This is a genomic window from Accumulibacter sp. (assembly GCF_016789985.1).
GTDB lineage: Bacteria > Pseudomonadota > Gammaproteobacteria > Burkholderiales > Rhodocyclaceae > Accumulibacter.
Window position 1 is genome coordinate 1 of record NZ_JAEUOL010000296.1, and the last position, 12,700, is coordinate 12,700.

General features: G+C 66.9%; 12 protein-coding genes. 10 read left to right on the top strand and 2 right to left on the bottom strand.

Translation table 11 applies throughout. The features are described from left to right. Positions 1–84 precede the first annotated feature (84 nt). Complete coding sequence (gene ccmB / locus JNK99_RS17400) at positions 85–753, bottom strand: heme exporter protein CcmB (protein ID WP_291855706.1); 669 nt, start codon at positions 751–753, stop codon at positions 85–87. An 8-nt stretch (positions 754–761) separates the two neighbouring features. Then, a complete protein-coding gene (gene ccmA / locus JNK99_RS17405) occupies positions 762–1,403 on the bottom strand; it encodes a cytochrome c biogenesis heme-transporting ATPase CcmA (RefSeq protein WP_291855709.1) in 642 nt (213 codons plus the stop codon). Positions 1,404–1,540: 137 nt separating this feature from the next. On the opposite strand from ccmA, the gene JNK99_RS17410 reads away from it, so the two are divergent. The 10 genes from JNK99_RS17410 to JNK99_RS17455 form a co-directional block, all read left to right on the top strand. Further along, entirely contained in the window at positions 1,541–2,548 is a 1,008-nt protein-coding gene (locus JNK99_RS17410; RefSeq protein WP_291855711.1) for a hypothetical protein, read from the top strand. Further along, positions 2,541–2,882, top strand: coding sequence for a hydrogenase maturation nickel metallochaperone HypA (gene hypA, locus JNK99_RS17415; RefSeq protein ID WP_291855714.1), 342 nt, complete (start codon positions 2,541–2,543; stop codon positions 2,880–2,882). The genes JNK99_RS17410 and hypA overlap by 8 nt, the downstream gene beginning before the upstream one ends. A 16-nt stretch (positions 2,883–2,898) precedes the next feature. Continuing rightward, entirely contained in the window at positions 2,899–3,984 is a 1,086-nt protein-coding gene (gene hypB / locus JNK99_RS17420; RefSeq protein WP_291855717.1) for a hydrogenase nickel incorporation protein HypB, read from the top strand. Position 3,985: 1 nt separating this feature from the next. Continuing rightward, positions 3,986–6,286: a carbamoyltransferase HypF gene (gene hypF / locus JNK99_RS17425; protein WP_291855719.1), complete on the top strand. Its 2,301-nt coding sequence runs from the start codon at positions 3,986–3,988 to the stop codon at positions 6,284–6,286. A 13-nt stretch (positions 6,287–6,299) separates the two neighbouring features. Continuing rightward, the gene (locus JNK99_RS17430; protein WP_291855723.1) at positions 6,300–6,548 is read left to right on the top strand and encodes a HypC/HybG/HupF family hydrogenase formation chaperone; all 249 of its coding nucleotides are present in this window, start codon (positions 6,300–6,302) and stop codon (positions 6,546–6,548) included. Positions 6,549–6,605: 57 nt separating this feature from the next. After that, a complete protein-coding gene (gene hypD / locus JNK99_RS17435) occupies positions 6,606–7,763 on the top strand; it encodes a hydrogenase formation protein HypD (RefSeq protein WP_291855726.1) in 1,158 nt (385 codons plus the stop codon). After that, positions 7,760–8,809 carry a hydrogenase expression/formation protein HypE gene (gene hypE / locus JNK99_RS17440; protein ID WP_291855729.1) on the top strand — a complete coding sequence of 350 codons (1,050 nt, stop codon included), beginning with the start codon at positions 7,760–7,762 and terminating at the stop codon, positions 8,807–8,809. The genes hypD and hypE overlap by 4 nt, the downstream gene beginning before the upstream one ends. Before the next feature lie 13 nt (positions 8,810–8,822). Further along, on the top strand, positions 8,823–10,553 hold the full coding sequence (locus JNK99_RS17445) for a hydrogenase maturation protein (protein WP_291855732.1): 1,731 nt from the start codon (positions 8,823–8,825) through the stop codon (positions 10,551–10,553). Then, positions 10,550–12,010, top strand: coding sequence for a sigma-54 dependent transcriptional regulator (locus JNK99_RS17450; RefSeq protein WP_291855735.1), 1,461 nt, complete (start codon positions 10,550–10,552; stop codon positions 12,008–12,010). The genes JNK99_RS17445 and JNK99_RS17450 overlap by 4 nt, the downstream gene beginning before the upstream one ends. Then, a partial coding sequence (locus tag JNK99_RS17455; protein WP_291855738.1) for a HupU protein occupies positions 12,007–12,700 on the top strand: 694 nt, incomplete at its 3' end. The genes JNK99_RS17450 and JNK99_RS17455, both read left to right, overlap by 4 nt.

A 12,700-nucleotide genomic window follows, 5' to 3' on the forward strand; every position in this document is an offset into this window, starting at 1 on the left:
GAACCACGGAATCATCTTTCCGGCGAGCGGGTAGAAGGTCTGTGGGCTGGCGTACTTGAACCAGTTGATCAAACGGTTACTCATCTATTCCAGGGCAACTCTCAGGGCCGCAGCGGTTGGCCACGGGGCAAAAAACACGCCACCCAGCGCGAGCGCGCCGAGCAGCGAAAGATGGGCCTGTGCTCCCAGGCCGGTGACCGTCGCATCCACTGCTCCGGCACCGAAGATGAGGACCGGGATGTACAGCGGCAGAACCAGCAGCGACAGCAGCACGCCGCCGCCACGCACGCCGAGGGTCAGCGCGGCACCGATGGCACCGATACCGGACAGTGCCGGCGTGCCGATCAGCAGCGACAGGGTGAGCACCGCCAGCGCATCATCGGTCAGGTCGAACTGGATTCCCAGGATCGGCGCCAGCAGTACGAGCGGCAGACCGGCGACCAGCCAATGGGCGATCACCTTGCCGAGCACGATCAGTCCGAGTGGCTGTGGTGCCAGGGCGAGCTGCTCCAGGGTGCCGTCGCGGTGGTCGTCGGCAAACAGGCGTGGCAGCGAGAGCATGGTCGCCAGCAGGGCGGCAACCCACAGCACGCCGGGCGCCAGTTTGCGCAACTGGTCCGGTTCCGGTCCGACGCCGAGCGGGAACAGGCTGACGACGATGATGAAAAAGAACACTGCAGCGACGATGTCGGCCTGCCGCCGCATGGCCAGTCGCAGGTCGCGGCCGATGACCGCACGGATCAATGGTAGCATCCTGTCGGCTATGGCCGATGCTGCGTTGCGGCATCGGCGCTCAGGCTCAGCTCGCGCACGGCGCCGGCCGGGATGGCCACTGTCTGGTGGGTGGTCAGCACCGCCAGCCCGCCGCGTTGCAGATGGGCGCCGACCAGCCCGGCGACGAGTTCGGTCGCCGCCTTGTCAAGCGCCACGTAGGGCTCGTCGAGAACCCACAGCGCGCGTTTCTCGTGCACCAGCCGGGCCAGCGCGGCGCGGCGCTTCTGGCCCTGCGAGAGATAGCGGCAGGCCAGGTCCTCTCGGCCTCGCAATCCGACCAGTTCCAGCGCATCGAGCGCGGCATCCTCGTCGAGCGGCTCCTCGGCCAGCCGGGCCGTTGACAGGATGTTCTCCAGCGGGGTCAGCTCCTCCTTGATTGCGTTGTGGTGGCCAAGGTAGCAGAGCTCGCTGCGGAAGTCGTCGCCGAGCCGGGCGATCGGCTTGCCGCGCCAGCGAATCTCGCCACTGGCGGCTGGCGTCAGGCCGCACAGCATGCGCAACAGGCTGGTTTTTCCGGAGCCGTTTCTTCCTTGCAGGTAGAGCATCTCGCCGCCCGCGAGCTGGAAGCTGACACCGACGAACAGGCGGCGTTCGCCGCGTACGCATTCCAGATTTGAAGCTTCAAGCATGCAGAGGGAGATCCGGGAAGTGACCAAGGCCGGGGGAGCGTATTGTGAAGGCGGGAGTTTAGCCCCGGATTGACTGAAATCAAAAGGAATTCAAAGACCTTGAGTATCCTAAGGACACATTCTCCGGGAGCGTGCTGGTGGAACAGGGGTCTCTCGAGCTGATACTGACGTGGGACGGGAGGAAAATCCTTGCCGCGGGGGTCGTATCGACCCGGCCCGCACTGGCCCGTACGCTGTGCGGTCTGTCGGCAGCGCGGCTGCTCGAGGTCGTTCCCCGGCTGTTCAGCCTCTGCCGCCATACACAGGCTGCGGCCACCCGCTTGAGCGTCGAGGCGGCGCGTGGTGAGCCGGCCACGTCCGCTGCCGGCGACGGCCTGCTCCTGCCGGTGGCGCTCGAAACCATCGCCGAGCACCTCTACCACTTGCTGATCGCCTGGCCGACGCTGCTCGATGATTCCTCGGCAGTGCCCCGCTTGAGCGAGTTTGGCGGCTGGCGCAAGCGCTTTTTGCCTGCGGTTGTCGATCGAGCTGCGGCGGCGGCGCTTGGCGCCGAACTGTCGGCCTGGCTGGCACGTTTCGAGTTGCCGCTGCTCGACGATCAGGAGCCGGCGCCGCTGACGGTGGGGCTGCTGCCGCAGCTGACGGCCAGCGAATGTGCGTCGCTGATCGACCGGGACGACTTCGCCAGCGCGCCGACGCTTGCCGGTCAGCCGGCAGAAACCGGAGTGCTTGCCCGGCAGGCCGAGGCGCCCGCGGTTGCCGCCCTGCTTGCCCGTTGCCAGCGCGTCAAGGCACGCTTGCTGGCGCGCCTGATCGAATTGCGCTGGCTGGCTGCCGGGTTGTGTGACCTGCCTCGCCTCTCGCGCTTGCTCGATGCGTCAGCAATCACTGCGGGCCTTGGCCTGGCGCGCGTCGAAACGGCGCGCGGCATGCTGCTCCATCGCACCGAACTCGATGGCGAGCGGGTGGTCAGCCATCTGATCATTGCGCCGACCGAATGGAACTTTCACCCTCGGGGTGCTTTTGTGCGCGAGATCAGTGGTTGTTCCGCGTCGACCCGGCTGGCGGCGCAGCGTGCCGCCGGTCGTCTGGCTCTGTCGCTCGATCCGTGCGTGCCCTGCGCACTGAGGCTGGTCGATGCATGAAATGTCACTTGCCGTGGGCATTCTGGGGATCATCGAGGAAGCCGCGCGCGCGCAGCAGTTTGCCCGCGTGCGGACGGTGGAGGTCGAGATTGGCGAGCTTTCCGCGGTGGAACCCGAAGCGATCAGCTTCTGTTTTGGCGCGGTCACGCGCGGCACCCTGGCCGAGGGTGCCAGATTGCATATAGTGCATGTGGCGGGCCAAGGTTTATGCTTTAATTGTCATCAGACGGTGCCGCTCGCGGCGCTGTACGACCCCTGCCCAGCCTGCGGCGGTTACCCGGTTCAGGCAACCGGTGGTACCGAGATGCGGGTGAAGGAGCTGGAGGTCGAATAACAACAGGAGACAGCAGATGTGTACGACTTGCGGTTGTGGCGTCGGGGAGGCCCGCGTCGCTGGTCAGGCCTTGCCGGCGCCCGGCAAGGCCGGGGGGGAGAGTTCGACGCAGGCTCAGGCGGGATCAGGAGTCGCTGCGCTGCAGGGCAGGCGTGCTGCGACGAGCTATCGCCCGAGCGGGAGCGTGGTCGATCAGCCTGGCGGGCGCCGGTGGCCGGCGCCGACCCATGCACACCCGCCGGGCGACGCGGCAGGGCACGTCCACGCCCACCCGCATGAAGATCTGCATGATTCGCCGTTCACCGCCGGTCACGCGCACCACGGTCATGATCATGCCACGCATTATGCCCCCGAATCGAGCCAGTCCCGCCTGGTGCAGATCGAGCGCGACATTCTGGCCAGCAACGACGGCTACGCCGCAGAGAACCGCAAGCGTTTCGAGGAGCAGGGGATCTTCGCGCTCAACCTGGTATCCAGTCCGGGATCGGGAAAAACCACGCTGCTCTGCCGAACCATCGAACTGCTCAGGGCGAGATTGCCGATGGCCGTCATCGAAGGTGATCAGCAGACCGGTCGCGACGCCGAGCGCATACGCGAAACCGGCGTTCCCGCGCTGCAGATCAATACCGGCAAGGGCTGTCACCTTGATGCGCACATGGTCGGCCACGCCCTGCAGCAACTGTCGCCGGCCGACGATTCGTTGCTGCTGATCGAGAACGTCGGCAATCTCGTCTGCCCGGCGGCTTTCGATCTCGGCGAGGCGCACAAGGTGATCATCCTCTCGGTGACCGAAGGCGAAGACAAGCCGCTCAAGTACCCCAACATGTTCCACGCGGCTTCGCTGATGTTGCTCAACAAAGTCGATCTGCTGCCCTATCTGTCTTTCGACGCCGAACTGGCGATTCGCTACGCGCAACAGGTCAATCCGGCGCTGCAGGTGATCCAGGTTTCGGCGACCACCGGCGAAGGCTCCGACCAGTGGCTGGACTGGTTGATGGAGGGCTGCGCTGCAGTGCGCGAGAGGAAGCAGGCGACCGTGGCGGGCTTGCGCCGGCGGATCGCCGAACTGGAGACATTGCTGACCACCGGTGCGCGAGGCTGACATGGCAGACTCGATCGTTTGCCAGAACATCCGCGTCAGCGGGGTGGTCCAGGGTGTCGGCTTTCGTCCTTTCGTCTGGCGGCTGGCCAGGGAGCTGGGCCTTGCCGGCTGGGTGCGCAATGACTCGCGCGGGGTGGAGATCGAGGTGCGCGGTGCCGTGGACCAGGTCAAGGCACTGGTCCAGCGCATCGAGCAGGAGGCCCCGCCGCTGGCGCGGATCAATTCGGTGGTGGCCCGCGCTGCGACGCCGGCGCGGGGCAACGACGGCTTCGTGATCATCGACAGCCGCAGTGGTCGGGCGGCGACCATGATCGGTCACGACACCGCGGTCTGCCGCGATTGTCTGGCCGAGATGTTCGACCCGGGCAGCCGCCGCTGGCGTTATGCCTTCACCAACTGCACCAACTGCGGGCCGCGCTACACGATCAGTCGTGGCCTGCCCTACGACCGGGTGCGTACCAGCCTCAAGCCCTTTGCCATGTGCCCCAAGTGCCAGTGCGAGTACCGGCGACCGGAGGACCGGCGTTTTCATGCCGAGGCCAACTGCTGCTCGAAATGCGGGCCGCAGCTTTTCCTGCTCGATGCCGAAGGCCATCGCCTGGCTGCGGACCCGATCGCCGGCGCGCTGCAACTTCTGCAACAGGGCAGGATCGTTGCCATCAAGGGCCTGGGCGGTTTCCACCTGGCCTGCGATGCGCGCAATGCGGTGGCCGTCGCGCTGCTGCGGGAGCGCAAGCAGCGCGACGAGAAACCTTTCGTGGTGATGCTCGCCAATGCGCCGTCGGCGACCCAGTTTGTCCAGATGGGGATCGGCGAACCCGGCCTGTTGACCTTGCCGACCCGGCCGGCGATCCTGATCAGGAAGCGCAGTGGTTGCGACGCGGCGCTGCCCGCTGTCGCCCCCGGGTTGAGCTGGCTTGGCGTCATGCTGCCCTACACCCCGGTGCAGTTCCTGCTGTTTCACGAGGCGGCCAGGCGTCCGCCGGGTCTGGGCTGGCTCGAGCGGGCGCAGGATCTGGCGCTGGTGATGACCAGCGCCAATCCCGGTGGCGAACCGCTGGTGATCGGCAACAGTGAAGCCCTGCTGCGCCTCTACGGTATCGCCGACGCCTTCCTGATGCACGATCGCGACATCGTCACGCGCTGCGACGACAGTGTGGCCCGCATCACCACCACCGGTCTGCAGTTCATCCGCCGTGCTCGCGGCTACACGCCGCGGGCGATCAAGCTGCAGCGCGCGGGGCCATCGGTGCTGGCCGTCGGGGCCTGGTTCAAGAATACCATCTGCGTCACGCGTGGCGACGAGGCCTTCGTCTCGCAACATGTCGGCGACCTCGACAATGCCGCGGTTTGCGACTTCCTCGAGGAAAGTGTCGAGCAGATGATCAAGCTGCTCGGCGTCGAACCGGCGATCGTCGCGCACGATCTGCATCCCGACTTCCATTCCACCCGTTTCGCCGCCGATTTCGCCCAGCAGCGCCGTCTGCCCTTGCTCGGGGTGCAGCATCACCATGCGCATGCCGCTGCCGTGCTGGCCGAGCACGGCATCGAGGGCAGCACTCTGGCATTGTCACTGGACGGGGTTGGGGTGGGCACCGACGGCGCGGCCTGGGGCGGCGAACTCCTGCGGGTGGATGGGACCAGTTTCGAGCGGCTGGGCCATGTCGTGCAGCTCGCCCTGCCGGGCGGCGACCGGGCCGCCAACGAACCCTGGCGAATGGCGGCGGCAGCCTTGCACCGCCTGGGCCGCGCCGGCGAGATCGGCGAACGCTTTGCGGCTCAGCCAGCGGCGCCGGCGGTCACCCAGATGCTCGCTGGCGACCTCCATTGCCCGCCAACCTCGAGCATGGGCCGGATGTTCGATGCCGCAGCCGGTCTGCTCGGCATCCGGAGCGTCATGGCTTACGAGGGGCAGGCGGCGATGCTGCTGGAAGGCATGGCGCTGCGTTACGGCGACGTTCTGCCGCTCGACCAGGGCTGGATCATCGACCGGGGCAATCTCGACCTGTTGCCCTTGTTCGGCATTCTGGCCGACGAGAGGAACCCTGAGCGCGGCGCTGCGCTGTTTCATGCGACACTGGCCGCGGCGATCGAAGACTGGTTGCGGGTGCTCGCGCCGGAAACGAGAGCGGTGGTCGGCAGCGGTGGCTGCTTCCTCAACCAGGTGCTGGTGCGCGGCCTGCGCGCCCGCCTCGGGGCGAAGGGAGTGCAGTTGATCGAAGCGCGGCAGGTGCCACCCAACGACGGCGGCCTGTCGGTCGGTCAGGCCTGGGTCGCCCTGCAGCATCTGCTGGCCCAGTAGCGGAGCGCCGCTCATGTGTCTGGCTCTGCCTTGCCGCATCGTCGAACTGCTGCCCGGGGAGCAGGCGAGGATCGAGATGGCCGGTGTCGGCAAGGAAGTCTCCCTGGCGCTGGTGGACGATGTCGCGGTCGGAGACTATGTGCTCGTGCATGTCGGCTACGCGCTCACCAGACTCGATCCGGAAGAGGCCGAAAAGACCCTGGCGCTGTTTGCCGAACTCGGCGAGGTCGCCTTGTTGGAGACGGATGCAGGGTGCGCTTGACCGGGCACCGCGGGAGGATCGGGAAATGCAGTTGTCGCCAGCGGATTGCAGCGCGCGATGAAGTTCATCGATGAGTTCCGTGACGGGGGCTTGGCCAGCGGACTGGCGGCAGCCATCCGGCTGGCGGCAAAGCGCACGCGCGACTATCATTTCATGGAGTTCTGCGGTGGCCACACGCATGCCATTGCACGCTACGGGGTGAGTGATCTGCTGCCGCCAAACGTGCGCATGATTCACGGTCCGGGCTGCCCGGTCTGCGTGCTGCCGGTCGGGCGGATCGACATGGCGATCCGCCTCGTGCGCGAGGCCGGAGTCACCCTGTGCAGCTACGGCGATCCGCTGCGCGTGCCGGCCTCCGGCGGGTTGTCGCTGCTCAAGGCAAAAGCCGGCCTTGGCCGCAACGGTGGTGTACGTGGCGACATCCGGATGATCTATTCGAGCGCCGATGCGCTGCGCCTGGCGCAGCGCGAGCCGGAGCGGCAGGTGGTGTTCTTTGCCATCGGTTTCGAGACCACCACCCCACCGACGGCGGTGGTCATCAAACAGGCGCAGGCGCTCGGCCTGAAGAACTTCTCGGTGCTCTGCTGCCACGTGCTGACGCCGTCGGCGATCGCCAGCATCCTCGAATCGCCGGCAGTGCGGCAATGGGGCAGCGTGCCGCTCGATGGGTTCATCGGACCGGCGCATGTGTCTACCATCATCGGCAGCCGGCCCTACGAGTTCTTCGCCGAGGAATACCGCAAGCCGGTGGTGATTGCCGGTTTCGAACCACTTGACGTGATGCAGGCGATCCTCATGCTGATCACGCAGGTCAATGACGGTCGCGCGGTGGTCGAGAACGAATTTGCCCGTGCCGTGACGCGGGAGGGTAACCGCAAGGCGCAGCAACTGGTTGCCGAGGTCTTCGAGCTGCGGCGTTCGTTCGCTTGGCGCGGACTCGGCGAACTTCCCTACAGCGCGCTGCGCATCCGCGGCTGCTTTGCCGATTTCGATGCCGAGCGTCGATTCGCGGTCGACTATCAGGCGGTTGCCGACCACCCGGCCTGCGAGTGTGGGGCGGTGCTGCGCGGTGTCAAGCGGCCGCAGGACTGCCGCATCTTCGGCAGCGCGTGCACCCCCGAGAATCCGGTCGGTTCTTGCATGGTGTCGTCGGAGGGCGCCTGTGCGGCGCATTACTCGTTCGGTCGCTTTGGCGAAGTGGCGGTGGCAAAATGAGTGCGCAGCGCAAAGGCTATGTGCGACCACTCGACCTGCGCCACGGTCGGGTCGACATGACGCACGGCAGCGGCGGACGGGCGATGGCGCAACTGATCGACGAACTGTTCGCCAGCCGGCTGGGCAACAATTATCTTGGACAGGGCAACGACGCCGCCGTGCTGCCGATGCCGCCAGGCCGGCTGGTGATGTCCACCGACGCGCATGTCGTCTCGCCACTGTTCTTCCCCGGTGGCGACATCGGTTGCCTGTCGGTGCACGGCACGATCAATGATGTCGCGGTGATGGGTGCGACGCCCCTCTATCTCGCCGCCGGTTTCATTCTCGAGGAAGGGTTCCCGCTCGGCGATCTGGCGCGTCTGGTCGACTCGATGGCGCATGCCGCGAGCGCTGCCGAGGTGCCGCTGGTTACCGGCGATACCAAGGTGGTGCAGCAGGGCAAGGGCGACGGCGTCTATATCACTACCACTGGCGTCGGCGTCGTCGCCGAGGGTGCCGACTGGTCGGGCAATCGCGCCCGGCCGGGCGACCGGATCATCGTCTCGGGCGGCATCGGCGAACACGGCATGGCGATCATGGCACAGCGCGAAAGCATCGGCTTTGCCGCCAACATCGTCTCGGACAGCGCCGCGCTGCACCGCCTGATCGCCGCCATGCGTGCCAGCGGGGCGGAAATCCACGCGCTGCGCGACCCGACGCGCGGCGGCGTCGCCACCACGCTGAACGAAATCGCCCGCCAGTCGGGGGTGGGCATGATGCTGCAGGAAAGCGCTCTGCCGATACAGCCCGCGGTGGCCGCCGCCTGCGAATTCCTCGGTCTCGACCCGCTGTATGTCGCCAACGAAGGCAAACTGCTGGCGATCGTCGCGCCGGCCGACGCCGAGCGCTTGCTCGTCGCGATGCGCGCGCATCCGCTTGGCCGGCACGCGGCCATCGTCGGCAGCGTGCATGAGGACGCGCGGCATTTCGTACAGATGACCACCACCCTGGGTGGCCGGCGCATCGTCGACTGGCTGACCGGCGACCAGTTGCCACGCATCTGCTGAGCGATCACGGACGATGCGCATTCTGTTTCTCTGCCACGCCTTCAACAGCCTCAGTCAGCGCCTGTACTGCGAACTCCGTGCGCTGGGACATCAGTTATCGGTCGAGTACGATATTGCCGACCCGGTGAGCGAAGAGGCCGTGGCGCTGTTCCAGCCCGAACTGATCATTGCACCTTATCTGCGGCGGGCGATTCCGCCCTCGATCTGGCAGCGGCATTGCTGCCTGATTGTCCACCCGGGGATCGTCGGTGATCGCGGACCTTCGGCGCTCGACTGGGCGATCCAGGAGGGTGAAGCGGACTGGGGCGTCACCGTGCTGCAGGCAACCGGCGAAATGGATGCCGGTCCGGTCTGGGCGACCGAGGTTTTTCCGCTGCGCCGCGCCAGGAAGTCCAGCCTCTACCGCCGTGAAGTGTGCGAGGCCGCCAGCCGTGCCGTGCTTCGGGCTGTCGAGCGCTTTGCCGGCGGCAGCTTTGTCCCGACCCCGTCGGCGCTTGCCGCACCAGCGTCGCGCGGCACTCTGCGCCCCTTGATGAAGCAGAGCGATCGGGCCATCGACTGGCAGCACGACGACACGGCGCGCGTGCTTGCCCGCCTGAACGCCGCCGACGGCTTTCCCGGGGTGGCCGACGAGCTGTTTGGCGAGCCGTGCAGCCTGTTCGACGGCTGGCCGGAAGACGGCTTGCGCGGCGCTCCGCCGGGGGCAGTGATCGCCTGGCGCGAAACGGCGATCCTGCGTGCGACGGTCGATGGCGCGGTGTGGATCGGCCAGGTGCGCCGCCGGCAGCCTGCCGGCTCGCTCAGGTTGCCGGCGGCGCAGGTCTTCGCCAGGCAACTGGCGAGCCTTCCCGAGGCGCCGCTGGCCGCTCCGGCAGCGGCCTGCTGGGCGAGCGCCCGGCAGACCTGGCAGGACATCCGCTACGAGGAATCGGGTGGCGTCGGTTTCCTGCACTTCGACTTCTACAACGGCGCGATGAGCACCCGGCAGTGCCAGCGCCTGCAGGCGGCTTGGGAGTGGGCGACGTTGCGGCCGGTCGGCGTCCTGGTGCTGATGGGCGGGCGTGACTACTGGTCCAACGGCATTCACCTGCAGCAGATCGAGGCCGCCGAATCACCGGCCGACGAGTCGTGGGCCAACATCAACGCGATCGACGACCTCGCCGAAGCGATCATCTGCAACGCAAACCAGCTGACGATCGCCGCCCTGCAGGGCAACTGCGGTGCTGGTGGCTGCTTCCTGGCGCGCACTGCCGATCTGGTCTGGGCGCGTGCCGGCGTGCTGCTCAACCCGCATTACCGCAACATGGGCAACCTCTACGGATCGGAGTACTGGACCTACCTGCTGCCGGCCCGGGTCGGCGCCCGGGCGGCGCAGGCGATCATGCGCGACCGTCTGCCGATGAGCGCGGTTGCCGGTGTCGCCACGGGTTTCCTCGATGCCTGCCTGACCGGTGATCCCGAGACGTTCCGGATCGACGTCGCGCGCCGCGCCGGCGAGCTGGCGGCCGCCCCCGATCTGTCCGCCCGCCTGCAGAACAAGCGCGGGCGCCGCCTGGCCGACGAGGCGGCCAGGCCGCTGGCCAGCTATCGCGCCGCCGAACTCGCCGAGATGCAGCGCAACTTCTACGGCTTCGATCCGAGCTACCACGTGGCACGCCATCATTTCGTACACAGAACGCCGCACTCGTGGACCCCGCGTCACCTGGCGATCCACCGTGAACTCGGCTGGAGCGTGCCGCGATGAGCAGCAACCCGAAGCCGCGCCTGCCGACCGTTCTGGTGGTCGATGACGAGCTGCGTTCGCAGGAAGCGCTGCGCCGGACGCTGGAGGACGACTTCGAGGTCTTCACCGCCGCCGACGCGGAGCAGGCGCAGCGGATCATGGAGACCGAGTGGGTGCAGATCATCGTCTGCGACCAGCGCATGCCGGGAATGAGCGGTGTCGAGTTCCTCAGGATCGTGCGCAGCCAGTGGCCGGATACCCTGCGCATCATCCTGTCCGGCTACACCGATGCCGAGGACATCATTGCCGGGGTCAACGAAGCCGGCATCTACCAGTATCTGATGAAGCCCTGGCAACCCGAGCAGTTGTTGCTGACCTTGCAGACCGCGGCCAGGGTGCATCGCCTGCAAAGGGAGAATCAAAGGCTTTCACTCGAACTGCGCACCGCCGAGCCGGTGCTGGCCGGACGCGTCGAGACGAAATACCGGCGCGCGCGGCGCGAGTTCGCCCTCGACGGGCTGATCCGCACCCCCGGCAGCCCGCTCAATGCAGTCTGCAGTCTGGTCGAGCGGATTGCGCCCTTCGACCTGTCGGTGCTGATCTGCGGCGAATCGGGCACCGGCAAGGAGATGCTCGCCCGCGCCATTCACTATTGCAGCCGGCGTGCCGAGAATGCCTTCGTCGTCGAGCATTGCGGCGCGCTGCCCGACCAGTTGCTCGAAGCCGAGCTCTTCGGTTACAAGCGCGGTGCCTTCACCGGCGCCTATGAAGACCGCAGCGGTCGTTTCCAGCAGGCCGATGGCGGAACCATCTTCCTCGATGAAATCGGCGATACCAGTCCGGTGTTCCAGGTCAAGTTGTTGCGTGTGCTGCAGGAGGGAGAGTTTCGGCCGCTCGGCGCCACCCGCTCGCAATCGGTCGATGTGCGTGTCGTTGCCGCCACCCACCACGACCTCGAAGCCGAGGTGCGGTCCGGCACGTTTCGCGAGGACCTCTACTACCGGCTGGCCACCGTGACCCTGCGCGTGCCACCGCTGCGCGAACGTTCGATGGACATCCCGCTGCTCGCCGGTCGCCTGCTCGAAGCCAGCCAGAAGTTCCTCGGCAAACCGGTGGACGGCCTGACCACCGAGGCGCTCGCTTGCCTGGCCGCCTATCGCTGGCCGGGCAATGTGCGCGAGCTGCAGAATGAAATCCTGCGCATGCTGGCGCTTGCCGACGCGCCGCGCCTGGGTGCCGACCTGCTGGCGCCGCGCATCCTGCGCACGCCGGCCTTCGACCAGCAGGAGGACAATCTGCTCGACCTGATCGCCGTTGACGGCGGGCTCAAGGAGCGCATGGCGGCGCTTGAAGCGCGGGTGCTCAAGGAGACGATGATTCGCAATCGCTGGAACAAGTCGCGCGCGGCCAGCGAACTGGGCCTGTCCCGCGTCGGCCTGCGCAACAAGCTGCTGCGTTACGGACTGGAGCGGGCATGAGAGTCGTCTGGCTGCAGGCGGCGGGTTGCGGCGGCTGCACGCAGTCGCTGCTGGGCGCCGAGAATCGCAACGGTGTCCTCGCACAGTTGGCCGACAGCGGCATCGAACTGTTGCTCCATCCCGGTGTGTCGGAAGCCAGCGGCGACGAGGCGCTGGCGTTGTTGCGGGTAGCGGCCGACGGTAGCCGGCCATTCGACATCCTGTGTGTCGAGGGTGCACTGCTGCGCGGACCGAACGGCAGTGGCCGCTTCCAGATGCTCTCCGGCAGTGGCCGCCCGCTGATCGACTGGGTGCGCGATCTGGCGCAGCGCGCCCACCATGTCCTCGCCATCGGTACCTGCAGCGCTTACGGCGGCATCGTTTCGAGCGGCGAGAACATCACCGACGCCTGCGGACTGCAGTTCGACGGCGATCAGAAAGGCGGTCTGCTCGGCAACGAGTTTCGCGCCGTGTCGGGGCTGCCCGTGATCAACGTGGCCGGCTGCCCGACACATCCTGGCTGGGTGGTCGACACCCTGCTCTCACTGGTCCTCGGTGCGCTCGGCGTGGCCGATCTGGATGCCTGGCAACGGCCGCGTTTCTACACCGAGCAACTGGTGCATCACGGTTGCCCGCGCAACGAGTTCTACGAATTCAAGGCGAGTGCACAAAAGCTCTCCGATCTGGGCTGCCTGATGGAGAACATGGGCT